Annotated in this window: 16 protein-coding genes and 1 tRNA gene; 11 read left to right on the top strand and 6 right to left on the bottom strand. The window is 59.8% G+C overall.

The window, feature by feature from the left end:
* Window positions 1-548 precede the first annotated feature (548 nt).
* Window positions 549-1,340, top strand: coding sequence for a YkgJ family cysteine cluster protein (locus BP869_RS02565; protein WP_342676603.1), 792 nt, complete (start codon window positions 549-551; stop codon window positions 1,338-1,340).
* A 72-nt stretch (window positions 1,341-1,412) separates the two neighbouring features.
* Window positions 1,413-1,484, top strand: a tRNA-Thr gene (locus BP869_RS02560).
* Window positions 1,485-2,383: 899 nt separating this feature from the next.
* Here the strand turns inward: BP869_RS02560 and BP869_RS02555 are convergent.
* On the bottom strand, window positions 2,384-2,845 hold the full coding sequence (locus BP869_RS02555) for a hypothetical protein (protein ID WP_342676601.1): 462 nt from the start codon (window positions 2,843-2,845) through the stop codon (window positions 2,384-2,386).
* A gap of 62 nt (window positions 2,846-2,907) precedes the next feature.
* Here BP869_RS02555 and BP869_RS02550 point away from each other — a divergent pair, with 62 nt between their 5' ends.
* The gene (locus BP869_RS02550) at window positions 2,908-3,063 is read left to right on the top strand and encodes a DUF2080 family transposase-associated protein (protein ID WP_342676599.1); all 156 of its coding nucleotides are present in this window, start codon (window positions 2,908-2,910) and stop codon (window positions 3,061-3,063) included.
* Between the two features lie 203 nt (window positions 3,064-3,266).
* Here the strand turns inward: BP869_RS02550 and BP869_RS02545 are convergent, their stop codons facing one another.
* The 4 genes from BP869_RS02545 to BP869_RS02530 all read right to left on the bottom strand — a co-directional run bounded on the left by BP869_RS02545 (window position 3,267) and on the right by BP869_RS02530 (window position 8,354).
* Complete coding sequence (locus tag BP869_RS02545; protein WP_342676597.1) at window positions 3,267-3,668, bottom strand: hypothetical protein; 402 nt, start codon at window positions 3,666-3,668, stop codon at window positions 3,267-3,269.
* Window positions 3,665-6,235, bottom strand: coding sequence for a hypothetical protein (locus BP869_RS02540; protein ID WP_342676596.1), 2,571 nt, complete (start codon window positions 6,233-6,235; stop codon window positions 3,665-3,667). Before BP869_RS02540 ends, BP869_RS02545 begins: the two co-directional genes overlap by 4 nt.
* Entirely contained in the window at window positions 6,232-6,423 is a 192-nt protein-coding gene (locus BP869_RS02535; protein ID WP_342676594.1) for a hypothetical protein, read from the bottom strand. The genes BP869_RS02540 and BP869_RS02535 overlap by 4 nt, the downstream gene beginning before the upstream one ends.
* Window positions 6,424-7,109: 686 nt before the next feature.
* Window positions 7,110-8,354 carry a tyrosine-type recombinase/integrase gene (locus BP869_RS02530; RefSeq protein ID WP_342676592.1) on the bottom strand — a complete coding sequence of 415 codons (1,245 nt, stop codon included), beginning with the start codon at window positions 8,352-8,354 and terminating at the stop codon, window positions 7,110-7,112.
* A 402-nt stretch (window positions 8,355-8,756) separates the two neighbouring features.
* Here BP869_RS02530 and BP869_RS02525 point away from each other — a divergent pair, with 402 nt between their 5' ends.
* The 8 genes from BP869_RS02525 to BP869_RS02490 all read left to right on the top strand — a co-directional run bounded on the left by BP869_RS02525 (window position 8,757) and on the right by BP869_RS02490 (window position 15,873).
* Window positions 8,757-9,068, top strand: a complete 312-nt coding sequence (locus BP869_RS02525) for a DUF1894 domain-containing protein (RefSeq protein WP_342676590.1) — start codon at window positions 8,757-8,759, stop codon at window positions 9,066-9,068.
* Window positions 9,069-9,269: 201 nt separating this feature from the next.
* Entirely contained in the window at window positions 9,270-10,862 is a 1,593-nt protein-coding gene (locus BP869_RS02520) for a DEAD/DEAH box helicase (protein ID WP_342676588.1), read from the top strand.
* Between the two features lie 371 nt (window positions 10,863-11,233).
* Window positions 11,234-11,737: a peptidylprolyl isomerase gene (locus BP869_RS02515; protein WP_342676586.1), complete on the top strand. Its 504-nt coding sequence runs from the start codon at window positions 11,234-11,236 to the stop codon at window positions 11,735-11,737.
* The gene (locus BP869_RS02510; RefSeq protein ID WP_342676584.1) at window positions 11,734-12,363 is read left to right on the top strand and encodes a class I SAM-dependent methyltransferase; all 630 of its coding nucleotides are present in this window, start codon (window positions 11,734-11,736) and stop codon (window positions 12,361-12,363) included. Before BP869_RS02515 ends, BP869_RS02510 begins: the two co-directional genes overlap by 4 nt.
* A gap of 80 nt (window positions 12,364-12,443) precedes the next feature.
* A complete protein-coding gene (locus BP869_RS02505; RefSeq protein ID WP_342676582.1) occupies window positions 12,444-12,803 on the top strand; it encodes an STAS domain-containing protein in 360 nt (119 codons plus the stop codon).
* Window positions 12,803-14,164, top strand: coding sequence for a PP2C family protein-serine/threonine phosphatase (locus BP869_RS02500; RefSeq protein ID WP_342676580.1), 1,362 nt, complete (start codon window positions 12,803-12,805; stop codon window positions 14,162-14,164). The genes BP869_RS02505 and BP869_RS02500 overlap by 1 nt, the downstream gene beginning before the upstream one ends.
* 2 nt (window positions 14,165-14,166) lie before the next feature.
* Entirely contained in the window at window positions 14,167-14,574 is a 408-nt protein-coding gene (locus BP869_RS02495; protein WP_342676578.1) for an ATP-binding protein, read from the top strand.
* Window positions 14,575-14,586: 12 nt separating this feature from the next.
* A complete protein-coding gene (locus BP869_RS02490) occupies window positions 14,587-15,873 on the top strand; it encodes an STAS domain-containing protein (protein ID WP_342676576.1) in 1,287 nt (428 codons plus the stop codon).
* 129 nt (window positions 15,874-16,002) lie between these two features.
* Here the strand turns inward: BP869_RS02490 and BP869_RS02485 are convergent, their stop codons facing one another.
* A complete protein-coding gene (locus BP869_RS02485) occupies window positions 16,003-16,428 on the bottom strand; it encodes a fasciclin domain-containing protein (RefSeq protein WP_342676574.1) in 426 nt (141 codons plus the stop codon).
* Window positions 16,429-16,624: the final 196 nt, after the last annotated feature.

Raw genomic sequence — 16,624 nt, 5'->3', positions numbered from 1 at the left:
CTTCTCGTCCCGGTGTTCTCCTATTTCTGGAATCATCCGGAAAAACGGGGATATTTCCGGAGTCCTGTCATGAAAAGTGAGTTCAGGGATGAAATTGGTCTCATTTCCTGTCCGGACCACTCGTGGCGGCAAGAGTGCTCTCTCGGGAGAGGGGGCGGGTCGGAGGGCGACCGCGGCAACATGCCGATCTAGGCTGCTCTGAAAACATCTGCCCGCCCTTTCTTTCTTGCCCGGCTATGTGACGGTATCGCCGGCGAGGATACTCCCGTACTGCGAGCAGTCGGTGACCTCTTCGAGAGATCTCTGATCGGCAAAGGGAGGGGAGCCCTACCTTGCCGACGAGGGAGTCTCTTTTCCCGATCCCGTGGCTCGCATCGAGAAACCGCCTCATCTGCACCCACATATTCCCAACACGCGTGGGCGTCCCGAAGATCGCGGCGCTGGCTGCGCCGAGGTCTCCCGGCAAGCATATCGGGATATGTACCTGAGCCCAGGTACGTGCGGCTCACCTCTGCCGACGTGATCCCCGGCCGTAAAGAGCATCTCCCATGGCCTGCAATCTCATAGGGATGGACCTTCACCAGAAAACTCTCGCCCCGATAGACCGATTTGGCCAGATGATCGCCGACATCGAGGCTGAGACCGATGCGCTCCTCGGCTACCCTGATGCAGACCTCGTCCGCATCATCAGGGAGGTTGGGTTCTCCTGCACCTGCTGTGGCAGGTGCTGCACGCGGGAGCTTAACGACCATGTGTTTCTCCTCGATGGCGACACCGAGCAGGTGAGGACGATCGATCCTTCTGTCCTGATGCCCGCGCCGTACTTCGAGTTCTGTGATCAGAGCGGGATTTTTTATGTCTCCGGCTATGCGCTGCGGACACGGGAAGACGGGACATGTGTCTTTCTCTCAGAGGAGAGACGGTGTACCATCTATGACCGCCGGATGGCCATCTGCAGGGTATACCCCTACATGCTCCACCGCGAGGAGGGGGAGGACGGCACCGTGGACTGGCGGCAGATCAGCGGACTCAACCAGCACGGTGAGTACTATGCCTCGATCGGGGAGGATGAGGCGCGCGAGATCGCCCGCGAGGTGAGGGCCTATGAAGAGGCGTACCTCGAGCAGGAAGTGGCGTTTCTCAGGTGCCTTCGGGACTACTTCGCCGCTAACGATCTGCGGCATATCCAGAAGGTCTATGACCGGCAGATGGCCTCATTCCGAAAAGGGGTGCCGGTGCCGGTGCGTGTCTACTGCCGGGGGACATTCGAGGAGATGACGGCCGTCTGCGGGGATTATGGCGTGACATCTCGCAGGGTCGGGAAGGTCAGGCGTGCCTGATCAGGGGGGCAGGGGAGGGTCGGGGCATCGCCATCTTTTTTATCAGGCATGATCAACGTATAGTGCATCCGCGCCCCAGTGGCTTAGTGGCATAGCGGCTGACTTGTAATCAGCAGGTCGCGAGTTCAACTCTCGCCTGGGGCTTGGAGACGCACGGTAAAAAGCCCTTTTTCTGAAAGGGGGTGTCTCCGTGCAGTTTCCCCTTTTTCTGATGTCCAACAACATCATACCGCAGGTGATCCCCTCTCCCGCGCGGGCGAGGGCTTCCACGGCCTTTGTCTTCGTCGGCGCACCTCTCCCCGCTCCTGTCTTCCCTGAGGATTTACACAGGAAATGATATCATTTCTACTCAACACTGTTAGAAAGAGGGTGTGTGTACTATAATCGTGCACACCTTTCACACCGTGCACAGGGGGGGTTGGGTGGGATCACCCCGTGCACGGTGTGGGTGGTCGGTCCCTGGTGCCGACCCAATCACAAAATGATCGACACCGTTGATGTGGGGCGTCCCCATGGTCCGCGCATGGCGCGCAGCATCTCCCAAATTGCGCGGTGTGGCGCGCATCGTATCGCATGAATCGATCCGCACCGGTTCGATACGGCGGTGTCTGATGTCCACGGGTTCGACGTGTTTTTGCAATCCCTCCTGCGTGTGGGGGGTTGCGATAAATTGCGATACGCAAAATGTTTGCGATAAATTGCGATACGATGCGCGCCATACCGGAGGGGGAGTTCCACAGGAAATACTATCTATTCTACTCCACACTGTTAGAAAGAGGGTGTGTGTACTATAATCGTGCACACCTCTCACACCGTGCACAGGGTTGGCGAGGGATCACCCGTGGGCATCGGGTGTCCTGTCGCCGAAAAAGAGAGATGATGATCGTCGGGGAGGGCGTTCCCTTCTATTGGTCCCCTTCCGGGGCGGTTCTTCAGGCTTGGGCGGTGCAGTCGGGCATAGACATTTCTCACACTCCGGGTTTTGCGCCCTCCTCGCCGGTTCCCCTCGGGCCCTGGGCATGGGCCGTCATCGGGGCGGGGGGTCACGCCACTATCACGGGTGAGGGTGCGGGCCTCCTTGGGGGGTTGCCTGCATCACCGAAGCCACGCTTCAGGGCGGGTCGGTCGGTGGCCTTCCTCGCCTCAGGGTGTGGGGAGATGTCGGCGGGGGCGCTGACCATCGCCGCCGTCCTGAAGCCTCGATACACGTCTTCCACCTGCGCCTTGCTCGCGTAGAGGGTCGGGAGGACCGGCATACCCACGTCGATCCTGAGGGCGATCCCCTTCCCGCTGCGGCTCATGTACGCACTCCCCACCCGCTCGATGGTGTCCACGTCGGTGGTGCGGGTGACCTGGTAGAGGGAGACCCCTTCGCCGTGGTCGATCAGGTTCCGGGCATCCGCCGCACCGATCACGAGGTTGCCACCCTCGCGGGCTTCAAGTTCGATCCTCAGGGCCTTGTGGAGTCGGGTTATCTTTCCTGCCTTTGCCATCATCTGTCTCATCTCTCGTTATAACATAGTTATAACTCAGAAAGATATATACTTTTCTATAACAATGTTATAACATGGAGAAATTTACTGTGACCATCGGCGGGTTTGAACAGGTAGAAAAGAAGGCCATCAAGGTGGGCAACGGGGCCGGTGTCCTCGTTCCTAAAAGGTGGTTGGGTCGCCGGGTTCAGTGCGTCCTCCTGGAAGAACCTGAGGGTGAGGAGGAGTAACCACAATCTTGGGGTGCGTCGCTGCGTCGCCGTGCGTCGGTGTGGGTGCGTCGGTTCGGCGAGGGGAGGATATTTTTCCACTGGGGCGCTTATATCTCCCTTTTTCTTGGGATACCGGCCTTATGCCCTCTGATGGGGCGGGGTGCGGTCCCTCTCAGGCCGATATGGGGCCGTTTCAAAAAAACAGTGTGGAGGTGATGGGCTCATCGCCGCCGGTCCACATATCTCCAGAAGAACCCCGTGATCAAGGCATAGACCGCCGCCTTCAGGGGGGCGCGAGGGTAGCCACACCGGGCGTTGATGACTTGTGCGATCCCGCCTGCGTCGGCCCTCGTGACTTCGATCCTCTCATTGGTTCGGGGGTCGATCAAGACCGCATCGTAGAGGGGGACCGGCTCACCGGAATACCGCCGCACCCGGGCGATGCAGAAGGGCGAGAGGAGGACCGCCGGCCGCCGGGGGTAACTCTGATAGATCCCTGGGTGGTCGGGGCTGGTGCTATTCGAGACCGATCCCGGACCACACCGGGCGAAAAACCGCACCGGCATTTCATACCACAGTGACGGCGTGGGTGCGCTCTGCGGGGCGTCGGTGTCGGCGCTCATGCCCTCACCTTCTCTTCTGCAAGGGTCGCCTGCGCGTTTGCCACCCAGTGCCGCCCTCTGAGAATTTCGGGGCATGGCGGGGCGGCGGCGTCCGAGTTCTCCGCATCAAAGTAGTACCGCCGGGTGATCTCCCTCCACTCCTGCGGGCCGGGGACGGTGTAGAGGCTCACCTGCTTGTTCTCGCCCTTCACCCGGGTATCAATCCCGTTTGTGTGGACGGCCGGGTAGGTCTCGATCCTCCTCCGCTCCACGTCCATCCCGATCCCGGTAAGGGCGGAGGTCACCGACTTTGCAGACGCCTTGAAAGAGTCGGCGAGCATGGGGGGCGTGACCACCTGGAGACGGTCGGCGAGATCGTAGAACTGTGCATACTTCGGATCATCCATCATCGTGGTATCCCCTGTGGCGAGGGAGAGGGCGAGGTTGAAGAGGCTGCCTTCCCACGAAAGGGAACGCTGCTTCTTCAGTTCGGCCTGCCGGGTCTTCATGTATCCCCGGAAACGATCTTCGCCATCGGGGAAGACCTGGAGCACGATGGAGAGTGGGCGCAACATCTGCTTGAGCCGGGGTTCCACGTCGATGTCAGTGCAGTCCATCAGCCTCTCACCGTCGATCTCGTTCCAGTGGTGGAGAACAAAGACGGCGATGTGGGCACGGATTTTCTGCATCTCCTCTGCATAAGTGCGGTCCAGATCCACCGGGATGTCTTTGCGCTGCGTCTCGTGCGGGGTGACCGACAGGCACCTACCCTCTGTGGCTGTATCGCCGAAGGGCTGCCGCATGGCGATCACCTTCGGACCGAAAGGATCAAAGAACTCCTGTCTCTTCGGGTCGTTCTTGTCACTAATTACGTAGTATTGCCCACGCTCGAACCCCAGATTCAGGAACTTGATCATGGGATTCTGGTACCCACCGGAAAGGTCCGATTCATCGATCCTGAGGGTGCCTTTCCACTTCTCGTTGGTACGCATGATCCCGGACTGACTGCTTGCGCCCCCGGCGGTGATCGGATAGAAGCACAAGTCCGACACTGTGCGGGCGATCCTGCTCTTCCCCTTGCCGGTGTCGCTGATCAACCTCAGGTAGGGGGAGGTGCTGCACTTCTGGTATACCCAAGACATCATGGCATAGTAGACAAACAGTTGATATTCATCGTCTTTCACGTCGGTGTACTTGTAGAGATGGCGGGTGATCATATCGTAGAGGTCACCCGGGGCGAGGAGGGCGGCGGCCTCCATCTCCTCCTTCCGGGGGAGTCCCACGATCTCTACCAGGTCGCCGGTGTCGGGGTGTCGGTCGAGGGGCCGGGGGTGGACCGTCTCGCCGTTCTTGTCCGTCACCGTCTCGTGGAAAGAGAGGGTGCCGTCCTCGTCCACACCTGCGAAGAGGAAACGCTGATCGGCGGTGACCACGTCCAGATAGATCCCGCTGTCGGTGATCACGTGCGACTTCAACTTCTTCGGCGGCTCCTCCTCTTCCTTCGCCTTTTTCCCGGCCTTCTTCTTCGCCTTTGCGCTGTCCTCGGAGTAGGTGCGGGTGGTCCCACGCGTCGCTGTGGAGATGGTGATCTGTCCGTACGTCTCCGCTCCCCGGTGCTCGTCCCATTTCGACCGCATCAGGCCGGACCGCCTGAAGAGTCGGTCCATCTGTGTGGGGTTTCGGTCGGTGTAGTACGCGAGGTAGTTGCAGAGGGCCTGATCTGCGGCGCTCTCGTCGCCTCCGTGCTCTGAGGTGTCACCCTCCCACAGACGGGTGAACTTGTCGCCGTTCTTGCCTGCGGTGCAGAGGGCGATCACCTCCTCGTCGGTGCGGCCCTCCGCCGTCACTGTGGGCGAGGGGGCCGGGGCCTTCTCCTTCGGTGCGGGTGCCTGCTCCTCCTCCGGCCCCGCAACCCTCACATACAGGGCCTCGATGCTGCCGGGCCGGGCATTCATCACATCCGCGGGCGTCCCCTCGATATGGTTCCCGGTGACGGTGAAGAACCGGCCTGTCACGTACATCTCCAGGTCTCCACGCCTGCACCGCTCGCCGGGCTTCTCGCCGTGGGTGATGACGTGGGCACCGGTTCCTGAGGGGGAGAGTTCGGCGTAACTGCCGATGCTCATGATCTCTTCGAGGACACCGGACTTCCACTCGCCTGTCGTCGGGTCTCTGACGGCATCCCAGTCTATGCCGGTCCAACCGTCACCTAAGACGAAACCGATCCCGGCATAGTGCTCCCGGACCTTGGCGGCCTCCTCATAGGGTGTCCACGTGGAAGGGTCGGTGCTGCTTGCCCTCGCTCCGGTCTTGGGGTTGTGTAGAACCTTGGTCCTCTTGCCGTCCCTATACTCGTATCCCCAGGTGACCCACCGGGGGACCGCTCGCATGGAGGGAGGGAATGTGGCGTCGATCCCGTCACGGTGGCGGGTGTCCAGGGTGCCCGGGGATGTTTCTCCACACTCTACCGGGTGCGTTGGTGCTCGTGCGTTGGTGCTCGATGATACGGCGTTCTTCGAGGAAGTGATCTTCCTCCCGGTCGCCTGTGCTGCGGTGATCGGGTCGTCGGCGTCGGCGATCCCTGTCATGTCCTCACCGGCCGTGGGGTGTGGTCAGTTGTCGCCGGGGAGGTCCGGCCCTCCACGAGGTGCCACCTCCCCCTTCTGATCAACTCTTTTGCGACGAGTCGGTGAAGAGTGTCCATGGCTGCGAGGGTGTCAGGGGTGATAGTGAAACCGGGGATCGGGCGAGGGGTTGCGGCGGGGATGTCGCTCATACACTCGCCTCCACGGGGGGGTCTTCGAGTCGGACCGGACACCAGGAATATCGGCCGGCGTCGCCGCATACCGTCCCGTCGCTCCTGCACCGGGTGGGCACTTGGTGATCGGGTGAGGTATAAGTATCAGAAAAGTCAACTATCAATCACCTGCGCCCCCGGAGTTTGGGGTGTTCTCCTGTGATCCGGAAGGATTACAGGGTTCTTGCAGGCCAATTGGGGTCGAGTCTTGGTTGGTTGCCGGGCACCCGACCCCTACTTCGTCTTCAGCCTTCGCCGCAGCGAGAACCACCGTCAGCGTTTTGCTGAGACTGATCTTATGCGTCCTCGCATAGGCATGGAGGCTCGCGGGGATCCTCACCGAATTGTGAACGGTTGGCTCCCGAATCGCTTCTCCCTTGTGGATTATCATCGATCTCATCTTCAGTACTCCATTTTCCGTTCTTTTGTTTCAGGCACTCCGCCCAAATTCTCTATGAGAGTGAAATATTAATTTGTACCTCTTTTAGTAAATTTACTAAATTTCTCCCTTCGGATGCATCTTGGGGTGGCCCTCCCCTGTGCCTATATTCTAAGGCATCCGCCTTATACTCTCATTTTCTTCCCTTTCTGCTATTTCTGCCCGGGAGGGGGCCACCCACCCCTGTGCACGGTGTGAGAGGTGTGCACGATTATAGTACACACGCCTACTTTGCCGGATGCTGAACCACACCCGCCGCCTGGAGATCCTGCATGACCTTCGCATAGACCGCCTGATACTCCGGGGTAAGTTCGACCTGCTCCTCTGCGATCCGCACGTTATCCACGGCCTGACCGGTGAGGGCATACCCGCACTTGCAGCAATGCTCGTGGGTCGGTGCGTTTACGGTATAACACCGGGGGCATTGCCGGGGCTCCAGGCACTCCGCCTTCTCCTTCGCCTCAGGGGGCTTGATCCCGTTCTGTGCGGCTATCTCGTCGTCGATGTCAGCATCAACGAGGTGGGCGTACGTCTGGAACATCTCTGTTCCGAGGTTTCCCCATGCAATCTTCTTGATGACGGACTCCTGGTAACCTTCCTGTATCATGTGGGTGATCCGGCTATGCCGGAAGATATGCGGTGTTACCTTCTTCTCCACACCGGCGCGGCGGGTGATGATCTTCAACTGCTTGGCCATGCCCTGATACTGGAGGGGCTGCTTCAGGTTGTTGAGGAAGACGTGGGCTTCAGGGGTGACGGTCCGGGGGTAGTCGTTCCGCCACTGTGCGAGGTACTGCCGGGCCATCACGAGGGGGATGTACCGGCCCTTCCCCGTCTTGAAGTCGGTGTTGATGACCACGTTCCAGTCGGTGAACTTCACCTGTCCCCACAGGAGGTTACCCAGTTCTCCCGCCCTGAAAGCACCTTCATAGAGCATGGCAACGAGGGCACGGTCACGGGAGGAGGTGCACGCCTCGATCATCTTCCGCACCTCTCCGGGCTCAAGAAGCATTTCGGCGCTCTTGGTGGCGGTGTCATAGGACATGCCCTTGATCTTCCGCACCTTCTTTTCGGGGACCGTGGAGTACCCGTTCTCGATCATCCACAGGTAAAAGCGCTTTATGAATCGGATATAATCGGCGAGGGTGTTCTTTTTGAACTCAGGCTCGCCGTCCTCCTTGCGGGCGGCCTGCACCTTCTCCACACCTGTGAAGAGGTCGGTGATCCCGTTCTCCCGGAAGGGGCCAATGAACCGCCGCCACCCCACAAGGGTGTAGGTGATCTTATACTTCCGGCCGGCGGAGATATGCGAGGTCGCCACGATCTCGCCGGTGAACTCCCGGATGAGGGCGTCGTCGTCGGGGGTGATCCGCTCCTCCTCCAGGGCGTGGGTAAGGGTGTTCTCTGCGTATTCTACATACTTTTCATCGGGCTGGTGAAAAGCCCTCTTTCGGTTGGTCGCCGGTTCCATGCGTGTAAATAGGGAGGTGGAGATTATATACCTTCTGGAGGGATTTTTACCATAGGTATATGAGTCCGCCTGGGGCTCTCTTTCTTTTGTTCGAATCCCTCGTTTCATCTGTTATTTTATCATTTCTGGCGGTCTGTGCAGATTGCGCGGCCATGGCCGATGTGCTCCTATTATCTCCATGGTCAGGCCAGACCTGCAGGGTCTGATGGTATGTGAACCCGTTGTCGCATCCGGTCGTTCTGAGGCCCTTGAAACCGGAGAATGGCATCAAGCGATCTGGCGAGCCGAGCGCGGGCATCCTTCTCCATCATCGTGCATCGATGTATCCCGCCGTTCCTGCCCGCGGGAGAACCTTAAATGAGGGAGAAATACAGTAGTACCCTCATACGGAGTGAGACCACAATGGCAGATCTGGGCAAGCCGCACTGCGTCAACCGCCTTCCGGCACGGATCCTCATCAAGGACATCTCCATGGAAGAGGCAAACGAGTACATCCGGCGGCATGCAAAGGAGAACTATGAGATGCCGCCCGACTATGCCATCCGGGACGTCATCATCCTTGGCAAATCCCCCCTGATCGTCGGAGTGAAGGAGAAGAAACGGAAAGTCCTCTTCCCTTTCACGAAGCCCTGTTTCGGCACCGCCGTCATGGAGATGGACGCCACACCCGATGACATCGAAAAAATACGGAAAGACCTCGGGAACGCGGGATAACTGTCCCGCACCCCCGGTCCCCGCGCAGCCTGTCTATGGCGGTCGCACCCGATCTCTCCAAATAAACGTACCTCCTCAATTATTTTCTGGATCTGTCTCTTTTATGCCCTGTAAATCCCTGCTCATATCGTCCGGGCCGTGTCTGATTTTTCCCCTCCACAATACAATATATAATGAGGGACGAACACCCATGACAATAGAATGGAAGATACCATCAGCTTTTCAACATTTCATCTATCCTCGAATATTCTCAAGGCAATAGAAGATATGGGCTTTGAAGAGCCCACTCCGATCCAGGTCCTTGCCATACCCAAGATCCTGGTCGGAGGAGACGTGACCGGCCAGGCCCAGACCGGCACAGGAAAGACAGCGGCATTCGGCATCCCGGCCATCGAGAAGATCGACCCTGCAAACAGGGAAACACAGGTGCTCGTCCTTTCGCCGACCCGGGAGCTTGCCATCCAGACAGCCGAAGAATTTTCGCGCCTTGCAAAATATCACGGGAGTATCACCGTGATACCCGTCTATGGCGGCCAGCCCATTGAGCGGCAGTTCCGGGCACTGAAGTCCGGGGTACAGATCGTCGTCGGCACGCCCGGGCGCGTGCTCGACCATCTCGACCGCGGCACGCTCAAACTCGGTGGCGTGAAGATGGTCATCCTTGACGAGGCCGACCAGATGCTCGACATGGGCTTCAGGGAGGACATCGAGACAATCCTTGGCGAGACTCCGCAGAACCGCCAGACTGTCCTCTTCTCCGCGACCCTCCCGAAACCGATCCTGGAGATCTCGAAGCGTTTCCAGAAGAACCCCCAGTTCATCAGTGTCCCCCACCGCGAACTGACCGTCCCGCAGATCGAGCAGTTGTACCTTGAGGTGCGCAGCAGGGAAAAACTCGAAATCCTCTGCAGGCTCCTTGACATCTACGACCCTGAACTCACCCTTGTCTTCTGCAACACGAAAAAGAGCGTCGACGAACTGAACAGCCAGCTTCAGGCGAGGGGCTACTTTGCCGAAGGCCTTCACGGCGACCTGAAACAGGTCCAGCGTGACCGCGTGATGGCAAAGTTCAGGAGCGGCACTATCGACGTGCTCATTGCCACTGACGTCGCTGCACGGGGGATCGACGTCGAGGACGTCGACATGGTCATCAACTTCGACGTTCCCCAGGACGTGGAATACTATGTGCACCGCATCGGCAGGACCGCACGGGCCGGACGGGCCGGACGGGCCATAACCTTTGTCGGCCCGAAGGAGATCTACAAACTCAGGACGATCCAGAAATATGCCAAGATCACGATCGCCCGCATACCCCTCCCGACAGAGAGCGACGTCGAGGAGACACGGATGAGAAATATCGTCGAGAAAATCAAGCAGACCGTCGACAACGGCGAGATGGAGAAGTACATCGGAATGGTCGAGCGGATCATGGTGGACGACTACACCTCCATGGACATCGCCGCGGCCCTCCTGAAACTCAGACTTGACACAGGCGCCGAACCCGAGAAAGCTCCCGACCTCACCCCGGCAAACACCGGTGCCGAACCCGGCATGGTCCGCCTCTATCTGAACCTGGGGAGAGATCAGGAGATCCGGCCGAAGGATATTGTCGGTGCACTCGCCGGCGAAACCGGCATACCCGGCCGGTCGATCGGAGCGATCAGTATCTATGGCACATACTCCTTTGTCGAGGTGCCCGAGGACGCAGCAACTGCAGTCATCGAAGGAATGAAGGGCAAGACCATCCGGGGATGCCCCGTCGAACTGAAACCCGCGGAAAGGAAATCCTGGTAACAAGGATACTCCTCATATCCGGTTGAGTGAGCCAGATCCATCGCCTTCCCCACACCATTAGACAGGGGGCTTTGCCCCCAGACCCCCTTTCGGATAGGACCGGGGAAGATGGATCAGGATATTCCGGATTGGGAGAGAATCCGATCCTCTCCTGTACCAGGGGAAACGAGCGTCAGCGAGTTCGAGAAAACCTACGGTTTTCTCTGACGGGGGCATTCGTCCCCCGAACAGGCACTCGTGCCTGACGTGTGCTCTCGAATCATGCCGGATTCTCCAGAGCCAACAGATCCCTTTTTTTTATCGGCTCTTTTCCGGGTCAGGAGATGGTCTCATAATCCTTCGGCGCCAACAGAAGGGGGATGAGATCGAAGATGATCATTCCGGCAGCCTGTCTTCTCCTTGCGGCCCTGATGCTGGTCGCGGGATGCACGGGTACGGCCGAAAAGCCGAGGGCCGCTCCGGGCGACAACGTCTCTGTCGACTATACGGTTTCATTCCTGAACGGGACGGTCTATGAATCCTCGGTCGGCCGCGCCCCCCTTACTTTCACCCTCGGGAAAGGGAAGGTGATCGCCGGTTTCGATAAGGCCGTTATCGGCCTTGCCGTGAACGAGTCGGTGAACGTGACAATCCCGGTGGAAGAGGCGTATGGTGAGTACAACCCGGCGCTGGTCACCTATGCGACCCGCTCCCTGCTCCCGAAGGATACGGCCGTGGGCCAGAGATTTATCCAGATGAATAATAACACGCATGCTATGTTTACGGTGACCGCAATGAACGAGACCACCGTTACGATGGACGCAAACCATCCCCTTGCCGGCAAGGACCTCAACTTCTCGATCACACTCCTCTCCCTGCAGAAAGCCGCGGCATGACCGCCTCATTCCGTGACCCCGGCGCGTGGGAGAGGGATTATCTCCAGAGGGGACGCCTCTGGGGAGGCGCGGCCTGCGACCTCCCCGCGATCCCCCCCGGTTCACGCGTCCTCGAAATCGGGTGCGGCAACGGGAAGACCTATACCTCCCTCTTAGGGAAAGGTGTCTCCGTCGTCGGTCTCGACATCTCCCCCTCGGCCGTCGCGCTCTGTCGCCGTGCTTCCGGGGAAGGAGCGCCCCTTCTTGTCGCCGACGCCGGTTCCCTCCCCTTCAGGGACCGGATATTCGACGCGGTCTGTGCCTTCCATGTGGCCGGACACCTGAAAGCGGCAGGTCGGGAAGATGTCGCAGGCGAGATTGAACGGGTGCTGAAAGGCGGCGGTAAACTCTATTTCCGGGACTTTTCAGAGCGGGACATGCGGTGCGGGAAAGGGACCAGGGTCGAGGCCGGTACCTTCCTCCGCGGCGAAGGGATCCTCACCCACTATTTTTCGGAGTCCGAAGTCTGCACTCTCTTCTCGGCGCTGCACCCCTCTGCGCTGGAGACCTGCACATGGTCCCTGAGAGTGAGGGGCAAGGACCTCCCGCGTGCCGAGGTCGTTGCGGTCTTTGAAAAGCAGGGATAGATCTCCTGTTTTCCTGCATTTCTCTAACCTGGACAGACACGCAAAAAAACAATCTACTTATGCTATCAGGAGAGACGCCAATGACAATGGAAAGTTCCTCAAATACCGGCGTCCGTGTGATGGCCGGGTGCGCAGTCGTTTCGGTGGCAGGAAGGATCGACGCATCCTCCTGCGGGGGTCTGGAATCGACCCTTTCCCACCTTGTCGAGCAGGGGGAGAGAAGCATCATCGTCGATATGACCGACCTCACGTACACCAGCAGTTCAGGCCTCCGGGTGCTCCTGACCGCGTACAAACAGGTGAAGAAGATGGACGGAGTTTTCTCGATAGCAGGACTCTGTCCGTTTGTCCGGGAGATATTTGAAATATCGGGATTTTTACGGATATTCCCTGCATATGACAGCGTGGAGGACGCCCTGCACCATCAGGGACGTGACTGATGATGTCGGCGGTGGCGGACTTCATCGTCCTCTTCCAGATGATCTGCGTCATCGTCGTCGCAGCATACTTCATCACCCGGCGTGAACCATTCACCGAGGCGCTGGAGCGGCGTCTCTCTCCGCGGAGCACCCTCCTCCTCGCCCTCTTCTTCGGCGCGCTCTCGGTGTACGGTACCCTCAGCGGCGTCTCGGCCCTCGGTTCCCCGATCAATGTCCGCGACCTCGGACCGATGGTCGCCGGCCTCTTCTGCGGCCCGCTGGTCGGTCTCGGCGCCGGGATCATCGGCGGTCTCTTCAGGTTGCAAATGGGGGGTTTCACCGCTCTTCCCTGTTCGATCGCCACCGTTCTTGCCGGTCTCTTCGGGGGCGCCATCTGGTGGGTCCACCGCAATGGCCCGGTGCCGGTCAGGACCGCCGTTGCCTTTGCCGTCGGCATGGAGGTCTTCCACATGGGCCTTGTCCTCCTTCTCTGCAACCCCTTCGCCACCGCATGGGAAGTGGTGAGACTGGTGGGCATCCCGATGATCCTGGCGAACTCCGTTGGCATGTTCATCTTTGCGCTCCTGGTCTCGAACCTCGTCGAGGAGAGGCGGACAAAGGCGGAGAGGGACACATACCGCGGTGAACTCGAAAGGAAGAAGGCTGAGATGCAGATCGCCGCCGATATCCAGCACACCTTCCTCCCGAAGGCCATCCCGCCACTAAAAGGGTTCGACCTTGCTGCCGTGAGCTGCCCGGCGCGGGAGGTGGGCGGCGACTTCTACGACGCCATCCGCCTGCAGGACGGGAAGACCGGTATCGTGATCGCGGATGTCTCGGGGAAGAGCGTCCCTGCGGCGCTGTACATGGCGCTCTCCCGGACGATCATCAGGGCGATGGCCGGGTGGCACCCCCGTGTCTCGCGTACCCTTGCCGATACGAACGCGATGATCCTCTCCCAGTCCGACTCCGGGATGTTCGTCACCCTCTTCTACGGTGTCCTTGACGAGGAGAAACGCACGCTCACCTATGCGAATGCCGGGCACAACCCCCCACTCCTTCTCAGGGCGGGTTCGGACGATTTCGTCAGGCTGATGCCGACCGGCATCGCTCTCGGGGCCGTCGATGAGATGGAGTACGGGGAGGAGACGGTCGCGATCGGTCCCGGCGACATGCTCGTCCTGTACACCGACGGGGTGACCGAGGCGATCAATGTCGGGACAGAGGAGTTCGGCGAGACGCGGCTGAAGGAGACGGTCCTTGGCCTGCGGGACAGGCCTGCCGGAGAGATCATCCGCGGTGTCAGGGACGCAGTCCACGAATTCGCCGGTGAAGAACCGCAGTTCGACGATATCACCCTTATGGTGCTGAAGGGGGTGTGAAGGTGGAGGAGTGGACCATCACCGCCGATCTTGCGTCCCTCCCCGGCGCCCTCGACCGCGTCGCCGCCGCCCTCCAGCGCCTGGGTGCTCCCGCAAAGGCTGTTCAGGAGGTCGAACTCGCCGTCGACGAGGCGGTGACGAACATCATCCTCCACGGGTACGAGAGTGCCGGGGGGCGGATCGCCCTCTCCTGTGAAAAGACGGAAGAGGGGGTGGTCGTCGAGATCAGGGACGCGGCCCCGGCCTTCGACCCGACGGCGGCTTCCGCACCCGACCTGGAGGGCGGGGCCGATGAACGTCCGATCGGTGGCCTCGGCGTCCACCTGATGCGAAAGATGACCGACGCCGTCATGTACGAGCGCAGGCAAGGGGAGAATGTTCTTCGCCTGGTGAAACATTTTGAGAGATAAGGAGACGGAATCATGGAGATGACTGCAGAGAGATGTGACGGTATCCTCACCCTCGAAGTGGGGGGGAGGCTCGACGGCTATGCGGCCGAAGAGGTGAAGAGAGGGATCGCCGGGGTCCTCAGGGACGACGACCGCTCGGTCGTCATCGACCTTGCCGGCCTGGCGTACCTGAGCAGCGCCGGGATCAGGGTCTTTCTCGGCCTGCAGAAGGAACTGAAGGGGCGGGGAGGGGGCCTTGCGATCTGCAATGTGGGCGAGTACCCCCTGCAGGTCCTTGCCATGGCCGGTTTCGACCGGGTCTTCACCCTCTACCCCTCGCGGGACGCTGCCCTTGCGGCGTCCTTCCGCCGGGAGGACTCCTTCTCCCTCATCGCCGACCTTGCAGCCCCTCCGGTCGAGCATGAGGGGGCGAAGTTCAGGTTCGAGCCCGGGTCCCGGACGCCTGCCTCCCTGCGGGTGAAGGGCAGCCTCGACGACCTCCTCCATGCCCGCATCAGGGAGGAGAGCGTCAGTGCCGAGAAGTTCTCCGATATCGGTTACTCCCTCGGCCTTGGCGCTCTCGGCAGCAGCCTCCTCAACGCGATGCCGTTCCTCGGGGAGATGATCACCCTCCATGGCTCGATGACCTGGCTCCCGTCGGACGGCCACAACACCCCCGACTTCTTCGTGCCTGCACGGGTCGGCGGGGAGGTGAGGGCCTACACCGCCTTCAATGTAGCCCTTGACGGCCAGTTCAACGAGTTCGCCACCGTCGAGGCGGAGGAGGAGATCACCCTCGATGCTCTGTACCGTGCCGTCTTCGCTCATGCACGCGATCGGAAGGTCGGGGCGGGCGTCGTAGCCGTCGCCCTCTGGGGCGTGACGGGAGGTGTCTTGGGCTCGGGGATCAGGAAGGCCCCGCTCGCACGGGACGCACCGGCACAGGGCGGATCGATCTTTGACCCCGAGAATGTCGGCGACTGGATCGAGGCCTCTGAAGAACCGAAATACGCGGGAGATAGCATCGTCGCCTTCGGCGTCGGCCTGGACCCTTCGGCAGATCTCTCCTCCTACGATGCCGGGGCTATCGCCTCTCTCTCCGGCCATCCCCGCGGTGAGGGAGATAACGGCCCTGTCCTCCACACCCACGGCGTCGTCTTCAGGAAGGTTCCCTGGGACCTCCAGACCACCCTTGAGAAGGGCATCGACCGGTGCCTTGCAGAGGGGGAGTTTGTCGATATGCGTCACTTCCTGGATGGGACCAGGATCCTCCGGGCCCACCTCGGGATCGCGTACATCTCCTCTATCACGCGGGGATAAAGGGACAGTGCCTGGGAGAGGTGCCCATCTGCCAGGGCTATCCCCTTTATTCAGATATCCCCCGGCATCATCGGCGTGCCCCCCTCTGCGAAACCCTTCGATGGGGGGCGAACAGGCAAAAAAAGGTGGTTACTTCGGTATCAGCACCGAGTCGATGACATGACAGACGCCGTTCGAGCAGACGATGTCGGCCTTGATCACGTTGGCGTCGTTGATCTTCACGCCCTTGCTCGTGTCGACCGAGAGGTCCGACCCCTGTAGCGTCTTGAGAGACTTCATCTTGGCGACGTCTGAGGCCATGTGCTTCCCCGAGATCACATGGTACTTCAGGACGTCGGCGAGTTTTGCTTTGTCCTTCATGAGACTGTCAAGAGTCTCCTTCGATACCTTGGAGAACGCGGCGTCGTTCGGGGCAAAGACCGTGAAAGGCCCGGGACTGCTCAGCGTCTCGACAAGACCCGCCGCCTTCACCGCCGCGACCAGGGTGTTGAACTCTCCTGATGCGACCGCGGTCTCGACGATGTTCTTCTGGATCTGCGCACTTTTCTGTTGCATACTTTTATCCCCCGTATGGGACTCCCCCTTGGAATTTGCAATATTTAATGCTATCCTGCAGAATCGATGATGGCATTTTACAATCTAATAATATTTGCAGCCAAAAATATGGATCTAAATGACAACATATACGTTTTTGCACATATTGTATGCATCCATATGCCCATTATCCGCCCTGAAGCATACCCTTCTCTGA

The organism is Methanofollis sp. UBA420, assembly GCF_002498315.1.
Taxonomy (GTDB): domain Archaea; phylum Halobacteriota; class Methanomicrobia; order Methanomicrobiales; family Methanofollaceae; genus Methanofollis.
Note: the sequence above shows the minus strand (reverse complement) of the source record. Positions and strands in the feature narration are given on the sequence as shown.